21 protein-coding genes are annotated in these 19,069 nt (G+C 66.1%); 11 read left to right on the top strand and 10 right to left on the bottom strand.

Annotated elements, in window-relative coordinates; translation table 11 throughout:
- Positions 1–8: 8 nt before the first annotated feature.
- The 6 genes from ACAX61_RS05970 to ACAX61_RS05945 form a co-directional block, all read right to left on the bottom strand.
- Positions 9–1,184 (bottom strand): efflux RND transporter periplasmic adaptor subunit, encoded by a 1,176-nt coding sequence (locus ACAX61_RS05970; RefSeq protein WP_370713868.1) that lies wholly within the window; start codon positions 1,182–1,184, stop codon positions 9–11.
- Positions 1,185–1,370: 186 nt separating this feature from the next.
- A complete protein-coding gene (gene ribH / locus ACAX61_RS05965; protein WP_370713867.1) occupies positions 1,371–1,790 on the bottom strand; it encodes a 6,7-dimethyl-8-ribityllumazine synthase in 420 nt (139 codons plus the stop codon).
- Positions 1,790–2,932, bottom strand: a complete 1,143-nt coding sequence (gene ribB / locus ACAX61_RS05960; RefSeq protein ID WP_370713866.1) for a 3,4-dihydroxy-2-butanone-4-phosphate synthase — start codon at positions 2,930–2,932, stop codon at positions 1,790–1,792. The genes ribH and ribB overlap by 1 nt, the downstream gene beginning before the upstream one ends.
- Positions 2,919–3,527 (bottom strand): riboflavin synthase, encoded by a 609-nt coding sequence (locus tag ACAX61_RS05955; protein ID WP_370713865.1) that lies wholly within the window; start codon positions 3,525–3,527, stop codon positions 2,919–2,921. The genes ribB and ACAX61_RS05955 overlap by 14 nt, the downstream gene beginning before the upstream one ends.
- The gene (gene ribD / locus ACAX61_RS05950) at positions 3,527–4,489 is read right to left on the bottom strand and encodes a bifunctional diaminohydroxyphosphoribosylaminopyrimidine deaminase/5-amino-6-(5-phosphoribosylamino)uracil reductase RibD (protein ID WP_370713864.1); all 963 of its coding nucleotides are present in this window, start codon (positions 4,487–4,489) and stop codon (positions 3,527–3,529) included. The genes ACAX61_RS05955 and ribD overlap by 1 nt, the downstream gene beginning before the upstream one ends.
- Positions 4,486–4,836 (bottom strand): hypothetical protein, encoded by a 351-nt coding sequence (locus tag ACAX61_RS05945; protein WP_370714918.1) that lies wholly within the window; start codon positions 4,834–4,836, stop codon positions 4,486–4,488. Before ACAX61_RS05945 ends, ribD begins: the two co-directional genes overlap by 4 nt.
- A gap of 86 nt (positions 4,837–4,922) precedes the next feature.
- On the opposite strand from ACAX61_RS05945, the gene ACAX61_RS05940 reads away from it, so the two are divergent.
- Positions 4,923–5,177: a FeoA family protein gene (locus tag ACAX61_RS05940; protein ID WP_370713863.1), complete on the top strand. Its 255-nt coding sequence runs from the start codon at positions 4,923–4,925 to the stop codon at positions 5,175–5,177.
- A 4-nt stretch (positions 5,178–5,181) separates the two neighbouring features.
- On the top strand, positions 5,182–7,041 hold the full coding sequence (gene feoB, locus ACAX61_RS05935) for a ferrous iron transporter B (protein WP_370714917.1): 1,860 nt from the start codon (positions 5,182–5,184) through the stop codon (positions 7,039–7,041).
- Here the strand turns inward: feoB and ACAX61_RS05930 are convergent.
- Positions 7,038–7,220 carry a DUF4169 family protein gene (locus ACAX61_RS05930; RefSeq protein ID WP_370713862.1) on the bottom strand — a complete coding sequence of 61 codons (183 nt, stop codon included), beginning with the start codon at positions 7,218–7,220 and terminating at the stop codon, positions 7,038–7,040. The genes feoB and ACAX61_RS05930 overlap by 4 nt on opposite strands.
- A 47-nt stretch (positions 7,221–7,267) precedes the next feature.
- Here ACAX61_RS05930 and ACAX61_RS05925 point away from each other — a divergent pair, with 47 nt between their 5' ends.
- Together ACAX61_RS05925 and ACAX61_RS05920 are read left to right on the top strand one after the other, a co-directional pair.
- A complete protein-coding gene (locus ACAX61_RS05925) occupies positions 7,268–7,840 on the top strand; it encodes a single-stranded DNA-binding protein (RefSeq protein ID WP_370713861.1) in 573 nt (190 codons plus the stop codon).
- Positions 7,841–7,912: 72 nt separating this feature from the next.
- Positions 7,913–8,692, top strand: coding sequence for a DUF1206 domain-containing protein (locus tag ACAX61_RS05920; RefSeq protein ID WP_370713860.1), 780 nt, complete (start codon positions 7,913–7,915; stop codon positions 8,690–8,692).
- Here ACAX61_RS05920 and metW read toward each other — a convergent pair.
- The gene (metW, locus tag ACAX61_RS05915) at positions 8,682–9,272 is read right to left on the bottom strand and encodes a methionine biosynthesis protein MetW (RefSeq protein WP_370713859.1); all 591 of its coding nucleotides are present in this window, start codon (positions 9,270–9,272) and stop codon (positions 8,682–8,684) included. The two genes, ACAX61_RS05920 and metW, sit on opposite strands and share 11 nt — an antisense overlap.
- Positions 9,269–10,387, bottom strand: coding sequence for a homoserine O-acetyltransferase MetX (metX, locus tag ACAX61_RS05910; protein ID WP_370713858.1), 1,119 nt, complete (start codon positions 10,385–10,387; stop codon positions 9,269–9,271). Before metX ends, metW begins: the two co-directional genes overlap by 4 nt.
- A 105-nt stretch (positions 10,388–10,492) precedes the next feature.
- Here metX and hisC point away from each other — a divergent pair, with 105 nt between their 5' ends.
- Positions 10,493–11,590, top strand: coding sequence for a histidinol-phosphate transaminase (gene hisC, locus ACAX61_RS05905; RefSeq protein WP_370713857.1), 1,098 nt, complete (start codon positions 10,493–10,495; stop codon positions 11,588–11,590).
- On the top strand, positions 11,587–12,495 hold the full coding sequence (locus tag ACAX61_RS05900; RefSeq protein ID WP_370713856.1) for a prephenate/arogenate dehydrogenase family protein: 909 nt from the start codon (positions 11,587–11,589) through the stop codon (positions 12,493–12,495). The genes hisC and ACAX61_RS05900 overlap by 4 nt, the downstream gene beginning before the upstream one ends.
- Before the next feature lie 39 nt (positions 12,496–12,534).
- Here the strand turns inward: ACAX61_RS05900 and ACAX61_RS05895 are convergent, their stop codons facing one another.
- Positions 12,535–14,109: a lysine--tRNA ligase gene (locus tag ACAX61_RS05895; protein ID WP_370713855.1), complete on the bottom strand. Its 1,575-nt coding sequence runs from the start codon at positions 14,107–14,109 to the stop codon at positions 12,535–12,537.
- A 105-nt stretch (positions 14,110–14,214) separates the two neighbouring features.
- Between ACAX61_RS05895 and ACAX61_RS05890 the strand changes: the two genes are divergently transcribed.
- The 5 genes from ACAX61_RS05890 (at position 14,215) to ACAX61_RS05870 (ending at position 19,069) form a co-directional block, all read left to right on the top strand.
- A complete protein-coding gene (locus tag ACAX61_RS05890; protein ID WP_370713854.1) occupies positions 14,215–15,105 on the top strand; it encodes a bestrophin family protein in 891 nt (296 codons plus the stop codon).
- A gap of 204 nt (positions 15,106–15,309) precedes the next feature.
- Positions 15,310–16,449, top strand: coding sequence for a site-specific DNA-methyltransferase (locus ACAX61_RS05885; RefSeq protein ID WP_370713853.1), 1,140 nt, complete (start codon positions 15,310–15,312; stop codon positions 16,447–16,449).
- Positions 16,450–16,468: 19 nt separating this feature from the next.
- A complete protein-coding gene (folP, locus tag ACAX61_RS05880; RefSeq protein WP_370713852.1) occupies positions 16,469–17,584 on the top strand; it encodes a dihydropteroate synthase in 1,116 nt (371 codons plus the stop codon).
- Positions 17,585–17,820: 236 nt separating this feature from the next.
- On the top strand, positions 17,821–18,759 hold the full coding sequence (locus tag ACAX61_RS05875) for a hypothetical protein (RefSeq protein WP_370713851.1): 939 nt from the start codon (positions 17,821–17,823) through the stop codon (positions 18,757–18,759).
- Positions 18,760–18,817: 58 nt separating this feature from the next.
- On the top strand, positions 18,818–19,069 hold the full coding sequence (locus ACAX61_RS05870; RefSeq protein ID WP_370713850.1) for a hypothetical protein: 252 nt from the start codon (positions 18,818–18,820) through the stop codon (positions 19,067–19,069).

The raw sequence follows: 19,069 nt of genomic DNA, 5'->3' as shown, positions 1-19,069 counted from the left end.
CGGCGGACTCAGCGCTTTGCCTGGGCCGCGCCGGCGGGCGCCTGGGTCGGGGGCGATCCGGCGGCGACCGGGCGGACCACTTCGCCCTCGCGGACATTCGCCAGCCCCTCGGTGATTACCCGCTCACCCGCGCGAAGCCCGGCGGTGACCAGCCATTTGTCGCCGATGGTGCGCGTCGCGCGCACCTTGCGCTGCACGGCCTTGTTGTCGGGACCGATCACGAACACCGTGGCATTGCCGCGTGCGTCGCGCGCAACGCCGGCCTGTGGCACCAGAATGGCTTCCTGTGCCGTCGCCTGGCTGAAGCTGGCGCGGACATACATGCCGGGCAGCAAAATACCCTCGGGATTGGGGAAGCGCGCGCGCAGCGTGACCGCGCCGGTGGCGGGATCGACCATCGCCTCTGCGAACTGGAGGGTGCCGACCTGTCCGTAATCGCTGCCGTCCTCGAGCCGCAGCCGCACTTCGGCCGAAGAGGGGATGACCCCGTCCGTTGCCAGCGCGCGGCGGAGCTGGAGCAGTTCGGACGCGCTTTGCTGGATATCGACGAACATCGGGTCCAGCCGCTGGATCATCGTCAGCGGCTCGGCCTGGTTGGCGGTGACCAGCGCGCCGGTGGTGAACAGGCTGCGGCCGATGCGCCCGGTGATCGGGGCGGGCACGTCGGTGAATTTCAGGTTGATGCGCGCCGTCTCAAGCTGTGCTTCGGCTTGGCGGACCTGTGCGGTCGCCTGGCTAGCGGCGGCAACGGCGTCGGTATAGTCCTGCTTCGCTACCGCTTCGATTTCTGCCAGCGGGCGGAAGCGATCAGCGCGGCTGGCTGTGGCGGTGCGGTTCGCCTTGGCATTGGCGACATTGGCCGCTGCCTCATCCACCGCCGCACGATAAAGGCGCGGGTCGATGCGATAGAGCGTCTGGCCCTTTCGCACGATGCTTCCCTCGGTAAACAGCCGCGCCTGAAGGATGCCTGATACCTGCGGGCGAACCTCGCTCGATTCGAACGCAGCGGTGCGGCCCGCCAGTTCGTTGACCAATGGCACGCGTTCATTGCGCAGCGTCACGAAGCCCACTTCGGGCGGTCCCTGTCGCCCCTTGCCCTTGGCCTTTTCCGCTTCGCCGCCACCGCCCGAACATGCGGCGAGAATCAGGCACAACGACAAAAGGGGAGCGGGGGTGCTTCGCAAGACGGGCCTTCCGGAATTGGCGGCAGGACAGGGATAGCCGCGGGGGAGCAGCAACGGTCCGGCGCGGAACGGTCAAATGCGATCAACCGCTCCGATCCGGCGAACGGCTATGTCGCCCGATTTATTGCGATGCGCAACGGTTGGATTTGTCGCAAAGTTTGTCACCAGCCGTTACGGAACGCTCGCTCAGGCAAATCGCTCGCGCAGCTTCATCAGCGCCAGCGCGGCCTTTGCCGCTTCACCCCCCTTGTCCTTCTGGGCCGGATCGGCGCGGACCAGTGCCTGTTCCTCATTCTCGACCGTCAGGATGCCGTTGCCGATGGCCATGCCGTCCATCGTCATCGCCATGATCCCGCGCGCGCTTTCGCCCGCGACGATTTCGAAATGATAGGTTTCGCCGCGAATGACGACGCCGATGGCGACATAACCGTCATAAAGGCCCGACTGGTCGGCAAGTGCGATCGCGGCGGGGATTTCCAGCGCGCCGGGCACGGTCACCGTATCCGACGTGTGTCCCGCCGCCTTGATCGCGGCGCGTGCGCCCGCGATCAGCATGTCGTTCAGATGGTCGTAAAAGCGCGCTTCGACGATCAGGAGCTTGGCCATCAATTCTCTTCCGCAAGCGGGATGGGACGTTCGCCGACGATCGACAGGCCATAGCCGTCGAGCCCGACCAGCGTGTGGTGCGTGTTGGTGAGGAGGATCATTTCCTCCACCCCCAATTCGGTCAGGATCATCGCGCCGACGCCATAGTCGCGCAATTCCTCCATGTCGGCAGGCTCCAGCTTGCCCTCACGCGCCATCAGCGCGGTGGTGAAGGCGTCGGCGCGGGGCTTGTTGATGACGACGATGACGCCAGAGCCTTCCTCGCCGATGATTTCCATCGATCGGCGCAACAGCGCGCCGCGCGGTCCTGCTTCGCCGAACAGGTCGGGCAGGGGGGACAGCGCGTGCATCCGCACCAGCGTTGGCTTGTTGGGATCGATGCGGCCCTTGACCAGCGCGATCTGTTCGGTGCCCTGCGCCTTGTTCCAATAGGTAATGGCGCGCCAGTCGCCGCCCCATGCGCTGTCGAAGCGGGATTCAGCGCGCTTTTCAACCAGATGGTCATAGCGGCGGCGATAGGCGATCAGGTCGCGGATGGTGCCGATCTTCAGCGCGTGAAGCTGGGCAAAGGCAACCAGATCGTCGAGGCGGGCCATCGTCCCATCCTCCTTCATGATCTCGCAGATCACGCCCGACGGATTGAGGCCCGCCAGCCGCGACACGTCGACCGCCGCCTCTGTATGGCCGGCGCGCACCAGCACGCCGCCCTCACGCGCGACCAGCGGAAAGACATGGCCGGGGGTGGTTATCTCATCCGCGCCCTTCGACGCGTCGACCGCGACGGCGATGGTGCGCGCCCGATCGGCGGCGGAAATGCCGGTGGTCACGCCCTGCCGCGCTTCGATCGAAACGGTGAAGGCGGTCTGGTGGCGCGTGCCGTTCGCCGCGCTCATCAGCGGCAGGCCCAGTTGCTCGACCCGCGACTTGGTCATCGCCAGACAGATCAGCCCGCGGCCATGCGTGGCCATGAAATTGATGGCGGCTGGGGTCGCCATCTGGGCGGGGATGACCAGATCGCCCTCATTCTCCCGGTCCTCGTCATCGACCAGGATGAACATGCGGCCATTGCGCGCTTCATCGATGATCTCTTCGGGCGACGAGAGGAAGGCGTGGCGGATACGGGACACATCAGGCTGTTGCACGGGCCTGTTCCATTCGCTGGAGGTAGCGGGCCAGCACGTCGATCTCCAGATTGACGGCCTGACCCGGCTTCAGATCGGCAAAGGTCGTGACCCCGGCCGTATGCGGAATGATGTTCAGGCCGAAGCGGACGGCATCGGCCTTGTCCTCGACCGAGTTGACGGTCAGCGATACGCCGTCGACCGTGATCGACCCCTTGGCCGCGATATAGGGCGCCAGTTCGCGCGGGGCGGCGATGGTGACGCGGATGCTGCCGCCCTCCTCCACCATCGAATCGATCGTGCCGACGCCGTCGACATGCCCGGTCACGATATGCCCGCCCAGCTCGTCGCCCAGCCTGAGCGCACGTTCCAGGTTCAGGCGGCGGCCCTGTGCCCACATGCCGGCGGCAGTGCGCGATACGCTTTCGGCTGAGACGTCGAAGGAAAGCCTGCCCGGCGCCTTGTCGACCACGGTCAGGCAGACGCCCGAACAGGCCACCGACGCGCCAAGGTCGATCGTGCTGGTATCATAGGTGGTGGAGACGACGACGCGCAGGTCGCCTTGCTGCTCGACGGCCGCGATACGGCCGACATCGGTGACGATTCCGGTAAACATCAGGCGCGCTGGTACACTTCAAGCGTATCGACGCCAAGCTGCCGACTTTGGATCATGCGCCAGCGTCCGTGGGCGGCGGGCAGGTCGGTCAGGCCGATGTCGCCCAGCGTCCGCGCATCGCCGATCAGGATGGGCGCACGGTACAGGATCAGCCGGTCGACCAGATCCTCCGCCAGAAACGCAGCCGCGGTCGCGGCGCCCCCTTCCACCATCAGGTGGTCCCCCGGCAGGTCGGGAATATCCCCCGGCGATCGGATCGCGATCCAGCCCGGCGGTGCATCGGTCCGGCGGCCAAGCACGACGCGGGTTGGGGAGCGGCCCTCAAGCCCCGGCAGCCGCACGTCCAGCCGGGGCGCGTCGGTCGCCAGCGTCAGCGCGCCGATAAGGATCAGTTCGTGGCGGCTGCGTTCCAGATGGGCGTGGGCGCGCGCTTCCGGCCCGGTGATCCACTGGCTGCGTCCATCGGCCATCGCTACGCCGCCGTCCAGCGACAACGCCAGCTTTAGCGTGACGAACGGTCGCCCCCTGGATCGCCGTGTCAGAAATCCCGCCATCGACAAAGCCGCATCGTCGGCGCGCACGCCGCATGCGGTCTTGATCCCCGCATCGGCGAGGCGGGCCAGCCCCGCGCCGTTGGTGCGCGGATCGGGGTCGCGCATTGCCGCGACCACCCGCGCAACGCCGCTGGCGATCAGCAGGTCGGCGCAAGCCGGTCCGCGAGCAGAGGCATGGGCGCAGGGTTCGAGTGTGACATAGGCGGTGGCACCGTGGGCGGCGCTTCCGGCCTGTTGCAGCGCCATCGCCTCAGCATGAGGGCGGCCGCCCGGCTGGGTCCAGCCGCGTCCGACGACTCGTCCGTCGCGAACGATCACGCAGCCGACATTGGGATTGGGCGCCGTTTGACCCCGCGTGCGTTCGGCCAGCGCCAGCGCCGCGCCCATCCAGCGGGCGTCGTCGCTCAAAGGCCCCAGCGCTCCAGCTTGTCGTTCAACCGCTTGAATTCGGCGCGGCGTTCGGCCTGCCGACGCTCGATCTCGGCCAGGCGCTTTTCCTTCTTTGCCTGATCGATCACTTGTTGCGCCTTGATCGCCTCGTCGCTGCGATTTTCAGGCCAGCTTTCGAAATAGGTGATTTCTGGTGGCTTATAGGGCCGCTCGATCTTCGAGTCGTAATAGAAGCCCGCCAGCACCACACCGGTGACGCCCATCGCCAGCACCAGAAAGATCAGTTCGTGGCGTTCACGATGCGACAGGAACAGGCGCAGGTCGCGCCATGCGCGAATGGGGGAGAAGCGGCTGAGAAAAGACACAGGCGACAAGATAGTGGCTTGTCGTCGATCCGGCCAGTCCCGCATTGGGGCTGGCCTTTCGGTGCATCTATTGATAATCGCTCGCAATGCTTTCCCCAACGCTCAGCCTTGTTCAACTCGCGCGGGAAGCGCGGGCCGTCGTGCAGTCGGTCGACTGGGACGCATTGTCAGTGCCCGAAGCGCGGCGCCTGCGCGAACTGGGCCTGGATGAAGGGGTTGCGGTGGAGATGGTGCATCGCTCCGGCGTGGGTGGCGGGCCGGTGGCCTGCCGCATCGGGCGTATGACCATCGCGCTGCGCCGCCATGTCGCGCACGCCATTCACGTCGCGCCTGCTGGCTGACGCGATGCACGCCGCCCCTTTGATCGCACTGGTCGGCAATCCCAACGCCGGCAAATCCGCCCTGTTCAACGCGCTGACCGGCGCGCGGCAGAAGGTGGGCAATTATCCCGGGGTCACGGTAGAGCGCCATTCGGGCCGGTTGGTGCTGGCCGATGGCCGCCCGGCCGAGCTGATCGACCTTCCGGGCACCTACAGCCTCGACCCGGCCAGCCCCGACGAACGGGTGACACGTGACGTGGTGCTGGGCAGCCTGCCGGGTGAGCGGCGGCCCGATGCGTTGCTGGTCGTCGTCGATGCCGGCAACCTCGACAATCATCTGCGCTTCGTCCTTCAGCTCAAGGCGCTGGGGATGCCGATCGTCGTCGCGCTGAACATGGTCGATCTGGCCGAACGCGACGGGCTGGTGCTCGATCCCGAACGGCTGGGCCGGGAACTGGGGCTGACGGTGGTGCCGACAGTCGCGGTGCGCCGCCGCGGGCTGGACACGCTGCGTGAGGCGCTGGGCACGGCGGTGCGCCCGGCGGCGGAGGCTGCTGCACGGATCGGGGCGCCCGATCTGCCCGACATTGTCACGCTTCAGCGCGATGCGCGCCGTATCGCACTGGCCGCGACGGTCAGCGAAACGCGCACCCGGCGGCTGACGCACCGGCTGGACGGCGTCCTGCTGCACCCGGTGTGGGGCATGGCGGTGCTGCTGGGCCTTTTGTTCGTGATTTTTCAGGCGGTGTTCGCCTGGTCCGAAGCGCCGATCGGCTGGATCGAAGAGGGCATGGCGCTGCTTGGCGGCGCGGTGGGCGATTTGCTGCCCGAAGGATTCGTGCGGTCGCTGGTCGTCGACGGCATCATTGCCGGTGTCGGTGCAGTGGTCGTGTTCCTGCCGCAGATCCTGATCCTGTTCGGATTCATCCTGCTGCTAGAAGCATCGGGCTATATGGTGCGTGCGGCGTTCCTGATGGACCGGCTGATGGCCAGTGTCGGTCTGTCGGGCCGTGCATTCATTCCGCTTCTGTCCAGCTTTGCCTGTGCGGTGCCGGGCATCATGGCGACGCGCACCATCGACGATGAAAAGGACCGGCTGACGACGATCCTGATCGCGCCCCTGATGACCTGTTCGGCGCGGTTGCCCGTTTATACCATCATCATCGGCGCATTCATTCCGAACGACGCGGTGGGACCGGGCTTCGGCCTTCAGGGGCTGGTGCTATTCTGCCTGTATATCGCGGGAATCGTCGGCGCATTTCTGGCCGCGCTGCTGCTTCGCCGCACGGTGACGCAAGGGGCGTCGTCGGGCTTCATGCTGGAAATGCCGCGCTATCAATGGCCCAACCCGCGCGATTTCGCGCTGGGGCTGTGGCAGCGGGCAGAGGCTTTTCTGAAGCGGGCGGGGACGATCATCCTGCTGACAACCGTGGTCCTGTGGGCGTTGCTGAGCTTTCCCAAGGCGCCGGAGGGCGTCAGCCAGGCCGAGTATTCAGTTGCGGGCCGCATCGCCAGCGGTCTGGAGGTCGTGGTGCGCCCCATCGGCTTCAATCACGACATCGCGCTGGCGCTGATCCCCGCCATGGCCGCGCGCGAGGTTGCGGTCGCGGCGATCGGCACCGTCTATGCCGTGGATGATGCCGAGGGAGAGACCGGACAGGCGACGATCCGCGAACAGTTGCAGCGCCGCTGGAGCCTGGCCACCGCGCTTGCCTTCCTCGCCTGGTTCGTGTTCGCGCCGCAGTGCATCTCGACCATCGCGGTCACCCGGCGCGAGACCAATGGCTGGAAATGGCCGATGTTCATGGTCGGCTATCTGTTCGCCATCGCCTATGTCGCGGCGGGTGTCACCTATTGGCTGGCGGTCGCGGTGGGGCTGGGTTAGCGGTCCTCGCGCTTCGCGCCGTCCAGCCGGGCGTCGCGGCGCGCGCGATCCGTCGCATCGGCCTGGCGTTCGGCCTTGGTCCGGCCGAACTTCACCCGGTTCGCATCGGCAGCTGCAGTACGTTCGGCCTTTGCCTTGGCCTTGCGCGCGCGGTTCAGGTTTATAAGGTCGCCCATCATTCGAATCCCCACCGCGCCCATCGCGCGGCATTCCTCTTGGAGTCATCATGGCCGGCAGCGTCAATAAAGTCATTCTCGTCGGCAATCTCGGTCGAGACCCCGAATCGCGGACCTTTTCCAACGGTGGCAAGGTGGTGAACCTGCGCATCGCGACCAGCGAATCGTGGAAGGACCGCAATACCGGCGAGAAGAAGGAACGCACCGAATGGCATTCGGTCGCGATCTTCAACGAAGGGCTGGCGAACGTCGCCGAACGATTCCTGCGCAAGGGGTCCAAGGTTTATATCGAGGGCCAGCTTCAGACCCGCAAATGGCAGGATCAGCAGGGTCAGGACCGCTATTCGACCGAAGTGGTGCTGCAAGGTTTCAACAGCGTGCTGACGATGCTCGACGGTCCCGGCGGCGGTGGTCAGGGCGGCGGTGCTGGCGGCGGCTTTGGCGGCGGCGGGTCGCGCGGCGGTGACGATTGGGGCGGCGGCGATGATTTCGCGGGCCAGTCCTCTGGGCGCGGCGGCAGCGGTTTCGGCGGCGGCGCGCGCGGTGGCAATCAGGGCGGTGGCCGGTCGAACAACGACCATGGCGGCTTCCCCGACGATCTGGACGACGACGTCCCGTTCTGATCCGTCAGTTCATCGCTGATCCTTTTTCCTCCTGCGGCGTTTCGGTGACGCAACGAGGAAAAGGGGTTTGCGGTGAAACCGGACGAACGCATCGCGATGCTCGCGCGCATCGGCTATGTCGCGCGCGCGATCATTTATTTCGCATTGGGCTATCTGTCGCTCGCAACGGGACAGGCAGAGGGGACAACCAGCGTCCTTGCGCCCCTGTCCGAAGTGCCCGGCGGCAAGCCGCTGATGGCGGCCCTGGCGGTCGGCTTGGCCGCTTATGGCCTGTTCCGCCTTTACGGTGCGTCGGTCGATCTGGAAGCCGACGGTGATGATGCCAAGGGGCTGGCCAAGCGCGGCGGCCATGTGCTGAGCGGCCTGGCGCATTTCGGTCTTGCTTATGGTGCGGCGTCGCTATTCGCATGGGGTACCCGGCCGCAGGATGGCGAAGCGGGACGCGACGCCACCGCGATGGCGCTGGGCCTGCCGCTTGGCTGGGTGCTGCTGCTGCTGGTCGGCCTGGGCTTTGCCGCCGCCGCCGTGGCGCAGGCGAAAAAGGCGTGGACTGCCGAATTCATGCGGCTGCTGGTCGCCAGGGCACCGCAGTGGAGCAAGACCGTGGGCCGGATCGGCCACGCCGCGCGGGCGGCAGTGTTTGCTGCAATCGCATGGACGCTGGTCGACCTTGGCTGGTCGGGCCGTGCGGGGGAGGTCGGGTTTCAGGACGCGGTCGCCAGCTATACTGGGCGCGGCTGGCTGTTTGATGCGGTGGCGGGCGGTCTGTTGATGTTCGGCGTCTTCAGCCTGGTGATGGCCCGTTATCGCGACGTGTGCGACACGCCGCTGGCACGCCGCCTTACCGCCTGAGCAGGAACACCGCGTGCTCGGCAAAGAAATTCGCCGCTGCCGGGCGCGCGGGCCTGCCGTGGGACAGGAACCACGCCCCCTCCACCGTCAGGCCACGGTCGCGCACCAGTTCGCGGAAGTCATCGACCGTCACATGGTGGATGTTGGGCGTCTCATACCATTTCAGTGGCAACAGCGGTGTCACGGGCATCCGCCCGCCCCACAAAAGCGATCCACGCACGCGCCAATGGGCGAAGTTGGGAAAGCTGACGAACGCCCGCCGTCCGATCCGCAGCAGATGATCCAGCACGACATGGGGGCGCATCGTCGTCTGCAGCGTCTGGCTGAGGATCGCGTAATCAAAACTGGCGTCGGGATAATCGGCCAGGTCGGTGTCTGCATCGCCCTGAACCACCGACAGCCCCCGCCCGACAGCGGCGGCGACATTGGCGGGGTTGATCTCAAGCCCGCGCGCATCGACGCCAGCCGTGTCGCGGAGCGCCGCCATCAGTGCGCCGTCGCCGCATCCGACATCCAGTACGCGGGACCCCGCCGCGACATTGCGCGCGATGATCGCCAGATCGGGGCGAAGGTCGCTCATCGCGCCGCCCCCGCCTTCAGAAAGCCGTCGACCACGCGGTTCAACTCCGGGCTGTCGAGCAGGAACGCGTCGTGGCCGAAGGGAGAGGACAGCTCGACGAAACTGGCTGCCGCACCGGCCGCGTGCAGCGCCTGAACGATCGCACGGCTTTCGCGCGTCGGGTACAGCCAGTCGGTGTCGAAACTGACCAGGCAAAAGCGGGTCGCCGTGTCCCGGAACGCATTGGCCAGCGTGCCGCCATGCTCCTCCGCCAGGTCGAAATAATCGAGCGCGCGGGTGATATAGAGATAGGCATTGGCATCGAACCGGTCGGTAAAGGCCAGCCCCTGATAGCGCAGATAGCTTTCGACCTGAAAATCCGCATCGAAGCCGAAGGACTTTGCCTCCCGCGCCTGAAGCCGCCGCCCGAATTTTTCGGTCAGGCCCGCTTCGGACAGGTACGTGATGTGCGCCGCCATCCGCGCCACCGCCAGCCCGGCGGCGGGGGGCGTGCCCTCATAATAATCGCCGCCCTGCCAGTTGGGGTCGGCCATGATCGCCTGACGCCCGACTTCGTGGAACGCGATATTCTGTGCCGAATGGCGCGCGGTCGATGCGATGATGACGGCAGCGGCGACGCGTTCGGGGAAGGTCGCGGCCCAACTGAGCGCCTGCATCCCACCCATCGACCCGCCGACCACCGCCTTCAGCCGCCGCACGCCCAGATGGTCGAGCAGCATCGCCTGTGCGCGCACCATGTCGCGGATGGTGATGACCGGAAACGCCATGCCCCATGCGTGGCCGGTCGCCGGGTTGATGGACGCCGGGCCCGAACTGCCCATGCAACTGCCCAGCACATTGGCACAGATGACGAAATCGCGCGCCGGGTCGATCGGCTTGTCCGGGCCGATCATGCGCGTCCACCAGCCGGGCTTGCCCGTCACCGGGTGATTCGATGCGACATATTGGTCGCCGGTCAGCGCGTGACAGACGAGGATGGCGTTGCTGGCATCGGCGTTCAGCGTGCCATAGGTTTCATAGGCGATATCGAGCGGCGACAGCAGCGCCCCGCCGTCCAGCTTAAGCGGGCCGGGCAGGGTGGTGCGACGATTCTGGCCGAAGCGGGGGTCCGACATGGGCCGCAGCCCCTAGCCGAGCGCGCGGGCGGGGGGAAGGTGGCTTGGACGTGCGTGCGCTCGCGCCCCTTGCGTGCAGGGCGGGCCAGCGCCTATCGGCGGAGCATGACCGCACCGATCCCCAAGCCATGGGTCATGGCCATCGCGCCCTATGTCCCCGGCCGTTCCAAGACCGATGACGGGCGCAAGGTCGCCAAATTGTCGTCGAACGAAAACCCGCTGGGCACCGCGCCCGAGGCGCGCGCCGCCTTTGCCGAGGCCAGCCAGACGCTTGAGCGTTACCCCGACGCCGGCGCGAGCGAGTTGCGCGAGGCGATCGCGGTGAAACACGGTCTCGACCCCGCGCGCGTCATTTATGGTACCGGATCGGACGAGGTGCTGCACCTGGTCGCCGGCGCCTATGCCGGGCCGGGCGACGAGATCATCTTCGTGCGCTATGGCTTTGCCGTTTATGAAATTGCGGCGCGCCGTGTTGGTGCGACCCCGGTCGTCGCGCCCGACCGCGATTATGCGACCGATGTCGATGCGATCCTTGCCTGCGTCACCCCGGCGACGCGGGTGGTGTTCGTGGCGAACCCCAACAACCCCACCGGCACCTTTGCCGCGCGCGAAGAAATCGCCCGCCTGCACGCCGCGCTGCCGCGTGAGGTGATGCTGGTGATCGATCAGGCCTATGCCGAATATATCCGCGCGGAGGAGGACGATCACGCACTCGAGCTCGCCCGGACCGAGTCGAACGTCATCGTCACGCGCACCTTCTCCAAAATCTATGGCCTTGCCGCCGAACGTATCGGCTGGGGATATGGCCCGGCGGCGGCGGTGGAGGCGATGCACCGCATCCGCGCGCCCTTCAACGTGACCACCGCCGGGCAACAGGCGGCAATCGCCGCGCTGGCCGCCGACGATTTCGTCGACAACAGCCGCGATCATAACGCGACGTGGCGAGCATGGCTGACGCAGGAGGTCGAAAAGCTCGGCAATGCCGGGCTGCGCGCAGTGCCGTCCAAGGCCAATTTCGTGCTGGTCCTGTTCGAAGGGCCGGTCAGCGCCGAAACGGCGTACAAGGCGCTGATGGAGGCGGGCTATATTGTGCGTTGGCTGCCCGGACAGGGGCTGCCCCATGGCCTGCGCATCTCGATCGGCACGGCTGAGGAGACGCAAGGCGTGATGGCGGCGCTCCGCAGGATCGTCGCGGGCGAATGAGCGATTTCGCGCGTGTCGCCGTCATCGGCCTGGGGCTGATCGGATCATCGGTTGCCCGCGCGGTCGCCGCGCGGATGCCCGACGCGCGCGTCATCGGCCACGATGCCGACCCGGCGGTGCGTGAGACGGCCCGCGCCATCGGATTGGGCCATTCGATTGCCGACACCGCGACCGAAGCGGTGCAGGACGCGGATCTTGTGGTGCTATGCGTCCCCGTCGGCGCGATGGGCGCGGCGGCGGCAGCGCTGGCCGATGCCCTGCCGCCGGGCGCGATCGTCACTGATGTCGGATCGTGCAAGGCCAGCGTGGTCGAGGCGCTGAGCGCCGCGCTGCCCAACCACGCCATCGTTCCCGCACATCCGGTCGCCGGCACCGAACAGAGCGGGCCGACGGCAGGCTTCGCCACGCTTTTCAACCACCGCTGGTGCATCCTGACCCCGCCGGAGGGCGCGAACCCGGTCGCGGTGGACAAGGTCGCCGGTTTCTGGCGCGCGCTGGGGGCAGAGGTCGAAACGATGGCCCCCGACCATCATGACCGCGTGTTGGCGGTGACCAGCCATTTGCCGCACCTGATCGCCTATACGATCGTCGGCACGGCATCCGACCTGGAAGAAGTCACCCAGTCGGAGGTCATCAAATATTCGGCGGGTGGCTTTCGCGACTTCACGCGCATCGCCGCCAGCGATCCGACGATGTGGCGCGACGTGTTCCTGGCCAACCGGGAAGCGGTGCTGGACATGCTCCAGCGCTTTTCAGAGGATCTGGCCGCGCTGTCGCGGGCGATCCGCTGGGGGAAGGGTGACGAGCTGTTCGATCATTTCACCCAGACGCGCGCCATTCGCCGCTCGATCGTCGAACAGGGTCAGGACGACGCGCGCGCCGATTTCGGCCGATCGCACGAATAGCGCGTGGCACCTCCCCGCATGGGGGAGGTGCCGGCGCGCTTACCGTGCCAGCGCGTCGCCAATCAGCTTGCGGGTGTTCGCCACGCCGTACAGTGCGATGAAGCTGCCCATGCGCGGCCCCTGGCTGGAGCCGAGCAGCGTTTCGTACAGCGCCTTGAACCAGTCGCGCAGCTGTTCGAACCCGCCGGTCTTGCCGATTTCATAGACGATGTTCTGAACGTCCTCGGCGCTCGCACCGTCGGGCAGCGCGGCGAGTTCGGCATCCAGTCGTTCCAGCGCGGCGACCTCAACCCCCTGGGGCGCGCGGCGCACCGGCTTTTCGGCGACGTCGCGGACATAGGCGATGGCGTGGCCGATCAGCGCGTCGAGCGCGGGATAGCGCATCGGGCTGGCATCGGCGACATAGTTGGTCAGGTAACCCCAGACCTGTTCCTTCGTCGCTTCCCCCATCACGCCGATCAGGTTGAGCAGCAGGCCGAACGTCACCGGCAGCGCCTCTTCGGGCGGCGGGCCGTTGTGGATATGATGCACCGGATTGCCCAGCCGCTGTTCGACCGGCTGCGCGCCGTAATTGCCGCGGAACTGCCAATATTCGTCGATCGCGCGCGGGATCACGCCCAGATGCAGTTGCTTCGCCTTTTTCGGCTCGCGATAGGCGTAGAAGGCAAGGCTTTCTTCCGGGCCATAGGTCAACCATTGCTCAAGGCTGAGGCCATTGCCCTTGGACTTCGAGATCTTCTGCCCGTTTTCGTCGAGGAACATCTCGTAATTGAAGCCCTCCGGCGGGCGGGCGCCCAGCACGCGGGCGATCTTTGACGACTGGGTGACCGAATCGATCAGGTCCTTGCCCGCCATTTCATAATCGACGCCCAGCGCGACCCAGCGCATGGCCCAGTCGACCTTCCATTGCAGCTTGGCCTGGCCGCCCAGCACCGATTGCTCGATGCGCTCGCCCTCATCCTCGAACGCGATCAGCCCGGCATCGGCATCGACCACCTCGACCGGCACTTGCAGCACGATGCCCGACTTCGGGCTGATCGGCAGCACCGGCGAATAGGTCGCGCGGCGTTCCTCCCCCAGCGTCGGCAGCATGACGCCCATGATCTTGTCATAGTGGCGCAGCACCGCGCGTAGCGTGTCGTCGAACCGGCCACCCGCGTAATAATCGCTGGCCGAGGCGAATTCATATTCGAACCCGAACTGATCGAGGAATTGGCGCAGCATCGCATTATTGTGATGCGCGAAGCTTTCGAACTTGCCGAACGGGTCGGGCACGCGCGTCAGCGGCTTGCCCAGATGCTCCGCCAGCATCTCGCGGTTGGGCACATTGTCCGGCACCTTGCGGAGGCCGTCCATATCGTCCGAAAAGGCGATCAGCCGCGTTGGCTGGTCCGACAGCGTCTCGAACGCGCGGCGCACCATCGTCGTGCGGAGCACTTCGTTGAAGGTGCCGATATGCGGCAGGCCCGACGGGCCGTATCCGGTTTCGAACAATATCGGGGCGCCACCCGGTTTCCCATCGGGATAGCGGGCCAGAATCTTGCGTGCCTCCTCATAGGGCCAGGCCTTGGAGGTCAGCGCTGCGTCGCGCAGTTCGGGTGTGACATTGGGCATGGGCCAGCCCTCTAGCGATGGCAACGCTTCCTTACAAACAGCGCTGGAACCTTTCGTGTAGGCACCCTTTCTGTTGCACTGCATGATACAGGTTAACGAGCCAACATGATCGTCAACAATACGCCTCGAATGAGCCAGATCGTTCTTGAGGTCTGGAAACCGCTAGCCGTGCTGTTCGTCTGGGACGTGATCGTCACGGTATTCTACATGTCCAGCAGCTTCCGCGCACCGTCGCTGCCGATGACCATCTTTGGTACGGTGCTGGCGCTGTTCCTGGGGTTCAGGGTTAATTCGGCCTATGAACGCTGGTGGGAGGGCCGCCAGCTTTGGGGGCTGATGATTAATGCGTCGCGCAATCTGGCTCGTGCGGCGGTCGCTTTTCTGCCTGACGATCCGCCGCGCGCCCGCGACCTGAAGCGGTCGATCGCGCTGCGCCAGATTGCCTATGTCAACGCGCTGCGCTGCCAGCTTCGCCGGTTGGGCGATTGCCCCGAAGTCTATGACATGGTCTCGCGCGAGGAAGCGGCAGAGCCGATGAGTCGGGTCAACGCCGCCAACGGCTTCCTCGACGGGACGGCCAAGCGAATCGAGGAAGCGCGGCGCGACGGCTGGATCGACACCATCCAGCAGACGCAGATGGAACGCATCCTGGTCGACATCGCCAATGCCCAGGGCGGCATGGAGCGACTGAAGAACACGCCGCTGCCGATGCAATATCGCTTCTTCCCGTCCTTTTTCGCGCGCATCTTCTGCCTGTTGCTGCCGATCGGGCTGGTCGAAACGCTGGGTTGGGCGACGCCGGTCGGCTCGACGCTGGCGGGACTGATGTTTCTTGCGGCGCTTCAGATTGGCGACGATCTGGTCGATCCGTTCAGCAACACCGTCCACGACCTGCCAATGAACGCTATGTGCCGGACGATCGAGATCGACCTGAAACAGGCAATCGGCGATGCCGCGCCCGAACCGGTCACGCCGTTCAAGGGTGTGTTGCGGTAAAAAATTCGCGCGGCTGTGAGTCCGGCGCGCCACACCGCAAGCGCTGGTGGTCGTGTGGCGATGCAGCCGCCCATATCTGGTTGCGGACTCGTAATGTTCGGGGCGGGGTCAGCGATTCCAGCGCGTTGGCCCGGCCCCTTCGCCCTTGACGTCAGCGCTGCTTTGGATTCGATGCGCGTCCATAAGAGCCGGGGGACGCGAAACATGTCAGTCATCGAGAAGATAAAGCGTGCACCCGCGCGTAAAAGGGCGGCAAAGGCTGCACCGGCACCGCTGCCGCTGGACACGATCCTGCGGGACGATTGCGTTGCCGCCATGAAGCGGTTGCCCGACGCCAGCATCGACTGCATCTTTGCCGATCCGCCCTATAATCTTCAGCTCGGCGGCGAGCTCTTTCGGCCCGACGGCAGCCATGTCGATGCGGTGACGGATGATTGGGACAAGTTCGACACCTTCACCGCCTATGACCGCTTCACGCGCGCATGGCTCAAGGAGGCGCGCCGCATCCTGAAGCCCAACGGCACGATCTGGGTGATCGGCAGCTATCACAACATCTTTCGCGTCGGGACGGCGATCCAGGACATCGGCTTCTGGATTCTGAACGACATTGTGTGGCGCAAGTCGAACCCGATGCCCAATTTCAAGGGCACGCGATTCACCAACGCGCATGAAACGCTGATCTGGGCGTCGATGGGCGAAAAGGCGCGCTACACCTTCAACTATCGCAGCCTAAAGACGCTGAACGACGAATTGCAGATGCGGTCCGACTGGGAATTCGCGATCTGTTCGGGCGGGGAGCGGCTGCGCGGGCAGGACGGGGCCAAGGTGCATCCGACGCAAAAGCCCGAAGCACTGCTGTACCGTGTGATGCTGGCCTCCACCCAGCCGGGCGACGTCGTGCTCGATCCCTTTTTCGGCACCGGCACCACCGGCGCGGTCGCGCGGCGACTGGGACGGCGGTTCATCGGGATCGAGCGCGAGCCCGCCTATGTCGAAGCGGCAGAGGCACGCATCGCCGCCGCGCTGCCGCTGGACGAATCGCTGCTGGTAACGATGCAGGCGCCGCGCAACGCGCCGCGCGTGTCGTTCGGCACGCTGGTCGAAAACGGCCTGATCGCACCGGGCACCGTGCTGACCGACAGCAAGCGGCGCTGGAGCGTAGTGGTACGCGCTGACGGCTCGCTGGCGGGGGATGCGGGCGAAGGCTCGATCCACAAGCTGGGCGCGGGCGTTCAGGGTGCGCCATCGTGCAACGGCTGGACCTTCTGGCATCTGGAGCGCGACGGCGGGCTGGTGCCGATCGATTCGCTGCGCCAGCAATGGCTGCTGGCGACACAGCCTTGAAGTGGGCAGGGTGGCGGCGATGATCGACCTGCCGCCCCGCGACGCCCGACTCTATCTCCGCCCCGTCCAGTTCGTCGATTCGCCCGTCGGTCTCGACGGCGCGGTGGCTCGGCTGGCGGGGGGACTGCAATGGTTCGCGGCCTATCAGCTGATCGCCGTGTTCGATGGACGCCGCGTGATGCAGCGCATGGTGCCGGTGGCGGCATTCGATGCGCTGGTCGCGCGCCTGCCCGACGCGCAGGCCACCCGGCTAAGCCAGGTCGCAGCGCGAATCACGGCGCCGCGCGCACCGATCCGGGCGGGCGAGCGCGTGCTGCGTTTCGATCAGCCACAGGTGATGGCGATCCTGAACCTGACGCCCGACAGCTTTTCCGACGGCGGTCGTCATGACGGCGATCCCGCGCGCGCGGCGGCGATGGCCGTCGATATGGCGGCGGCCGGCGCGGCGATTGTCGACATTGGCGGCGAATCCACCCGGCCCGGCGCCGCGACCGTGTGGGAAGGCGATGAGATTGGCCGCGTGGTACCGCTGATCGAGCGGCTGGCACCCACCGGCACGCCGATATCCATCGACACCCGCAAGGCCGGAGTAATGGAAGCCGCGCTTGCGGCCGGCGCGCATATCGTCAACGACGTCGCGGCGCTCGCCTATGGCGATCGCGCGGTCGAAGTGGTGGCGGGCGCGGCCTGCCCCGTGGTCCTGATGCACTCAGCCGACCCGCAACGCGGGGCCGAAGGCTCGATGCGGACCGCGGACGCGCTGATCGAACTTTATGACTGGCTGGAGACGCGCATCGAAGCCGTTGTCGCGCGCGGCGTCGACCCGGCACGGGTCATCGTCGATCCTGGCATCGGCTTTGGCAAGGCGCTGGCCGACAATCTGGCGATCCTGAACGGCCTTTCGATGCTGCACGGGCTGGGCTGTCCCATCCTGCTGGGCGCAAGCCGCAAGCGGATCGTGGGCGCGCTGTCCAACGAAGCGCCGGTCGACCGGCGGCTTGGCGGGTCGGTCGCGCTGGCGCTGAAGGGCGCCGAACAAGGTGCGCAGATCGTGCGCGTCCATGATGTCGAGGAGAGCGTGCAGGCGCTACGCGTGTGGCGCGGGCTGCGCGACGCGGCGCTGGTCGCGGGCTGATCCGAATTACGCGAATCACGTAACTGCTATGCGGCGTAGCGTGATCAATTCGGGCCGCTCGCCATTACGTCGGTCTTCCGGGCGAGAAGACTGATCCAAAGCGGACCTTTTGCAGGTGGCTAGGCCAGCCTCCCTCGTTTCCAATTCATCCGAAACGAAGTTACTGGAACATTTAGCCTTTAACCAACTTGCGACAGGATGCCTCCAGTTCGAAACATTTAGTCGAGGGGTGCGACGTGGGAGAGAATGAGACGAGCTATGCCGACGCATTTGCGGCGAACGACCGGGTCGTGTTGGCAATCGGCGACGGCGATGGCGTGGCGGCGCTGGCTGACGCTGCGAGTGTGACGGGTGCGCGGCTGGCGGCGCGCATCAGTCCCGCCGACGCGCCGGCGCGGCTTCAAATGCAGGCGCGGCTGCATGTGGTGGCGATCGATGTGCAGGATGATCTGTGTCCCCGAACCGTCGCTGCACTCGACGCGGTCGCTGACGCCGCCCGGCGGCACGACGCGCGGGTCATTGCCAGCTTTCCCACCGCGGCTATCGACATGGTGGTCGCCGCTCTGGACGGGGTGGATGCCACGTTATTGTGCGAACCGACTGCCGTGGAGCGGGTTGGCGCCTTTGCACTGGCGACGCCGCCGGGGCATTTGTTGCACGATGCCGCGCGCGATGCGGAACATCAGCGGCTGCGGCACTTGAATGACGAGGTTGCCCGCATTGCCGAAACGCTTGCGCGGCTGGCGCGTGACGAGTTCGCGCCGGTGCCCACGCGATTGAACGAGCATGTCCCACCGTTCCGCGCCGGCCCAGAGGAGACCGATATCGGCATAGACGCGGCCCAGATCCGCGCGACCATCCGGGCGCGGCGGTTGCGCGACCAGTTTTTTGACGGTGGCCTGTTCGCCGATCCGGCGTGGGACATGTTGCTCGACCTGTTCGCTGCGCATCTGGAACATGTCCGCGTGTCGGTATCCAGCCTGTGCATCGCAGCGGCGGTGCCGCCGACGACGGCGCTGCGCTGGATCACGACCATGCGGGAGGGCGGGCTTCTGGAACGGCATGATGACCCGTTCGACCGTCGCCGCGCTTATGTCGGCCTGAGCGAGACTGCGCTCTCGGCAATGCGGCGATATTGCGGGGCGCTGCGACGGGCAGGGCTGGCATTGCCATGATGGCGCAACGGATGCCGACTTCGTCGGTTGTTCTGATGCAACTTCTGGAGATGATGCCATGAAATCGCGCTATTTCCTCGCGCTGCCGCCAATTGCGCTGCTCGCCGCATGCGGCGGCGGAACACCCGCCGACCAAAGTATGACGACGACCAATACGGGCAATGTCATTCTGAACGACGCCCAGGCGAATTACTCGTTCGAGAATGACGCCATCCTCAACACGGCCGCCGATGATGCCGCTGCAATGAACGCGATGGCAGGCGAGGATGCGGGCATGATGAACGACATGGCCCCGGCAAACGGCATGTGA

This window comes from Sphingomonas sp. IW22, from assembly GCF_041321155.1.
In the GTDB taxonomy this organism is placed as follows: Bacteria; Pseudomonadota; Alphaproteobacteria; order Sphingomonadales; family Sphingomonadaceae; genus Sphingomonas.
The sequence above is the reverse complement of the archived record's forward strand: the minus strand, read 5'-3'. Positions and strand labels throughout refer to the sequence as shown.

What these genes read in the sequence shown, in the direction of transcription:
- ribH (WP_370713867.1), bottom strand. Translation starts at nt 1,790, where the DNA reads ATGGCCAAGCTCCTGATCGTCGAAGCGCGCTTTTACGACCATCTGAAC.
- ACAX61_RS05955 (WP_370713865.1), bottom strand. Translation starts at nt 3,527, where the DNA reads ATGTTTACCGGAATCGTCACCGATGTCGGCCGTATCGCGGCCGTCGAG.
- ACAX61_RS05940 (WP_370713863.1), top strand. Translation starts at nt 4,923, where the DNA reads ATGCTTTCCCCAACGCTCAGCCTTGTTCAACTCGCGCGGGAAGCGCGG.
- feoB (WP_370714917.1), top strand. Translation starts at nt 5,182, where the DNA reads ATGCACGCCGCCCCTTTGATCGCACTGGTCGGCAATCCCAACGCCGGC.
- ACAX61_RS05930 (WP_370713862.1), bottom strand. Translation starts at nt 7,220, where the DNA reads ATGATGGGCGACCTTATAAACCTGAACCGCGCGCGCAAGGCCAAGGCA.
- ACAX61_RS05925 (WP_370713861.1), top strand. Translation starts at nt 7,268, where the DNA reads ATGGCCGGCAGCGTCAATAAAGTCATTCTCGTCGGCAATCTCGGTCGA.
- metW (WP_370713859.1), bottom strand. Translation starts at nt 9,272, where the DNA reads ATGAGCGACCTTCGCCCCGATCTGGCGATCATCGCGCGCAATGTCGCG.
- metX (WP_370713858.1), bottom strand. Translation starts at nt 10,387, where the DNA reads ATGTCGGACCCCCGCTTCGGCCAGAATCGTCGCACCACCCTGCCCGGC.
- hisC (WP_370713857.1), top strand. Translation starts at nt 10,493, where the DNA reads ATGACCGCACCGATCCCCAAGCCATGGGTCATGGCCATCGCGCCCTAT.
- ACAX61_RS05900 (WP_370713856.1), top strand. Translation starts at nt 11,587, where the DNA reads ATGAGCGATTTCGCGCGTGTCGCCGTCATCGGCCTGGGGCTGATCGGA.
- ACAX61_RS05895 (WP_370713855.1), bottom strand. Translation starts at nt 14,109, where the DNA reads ATGCCCAATGTCACACCCGAACTGCGCGACGCAGCGCTGACCTCCAAG.
- ACAX61_RS05890 (WP_370713854.1), top strand. Translation starts at nt 14,215, where the DNA reads ATGATCGTCAACAATACGCCTCGAATGAGCCAGATCGTTCTTGAGGTC.
- ACAX61_RS05885 (WP_370713853.1), top strand. Translation starts at nt 15,310, where the DNA reads ATGTCAGTCATCGAGAAGATAAAGCGTGCACCCGCGCGTAAAAGGGCG.
- folP (WP_370713852.1), top strand. Translation starts at nt 16,469, where the DNA reads ATGATCGACCTGCCGCCCCGCGACGCCCGACTCTATCTCCGCCCCGTC.
- ACAX61_RS05870 (WP_370713850.1), top strand. Translation starts at nt 18,818, where the DNA reads ATGAAATCGCGCTATTTCCTCGCGCTGCCGCCAATTGCGCTGCTCGCC.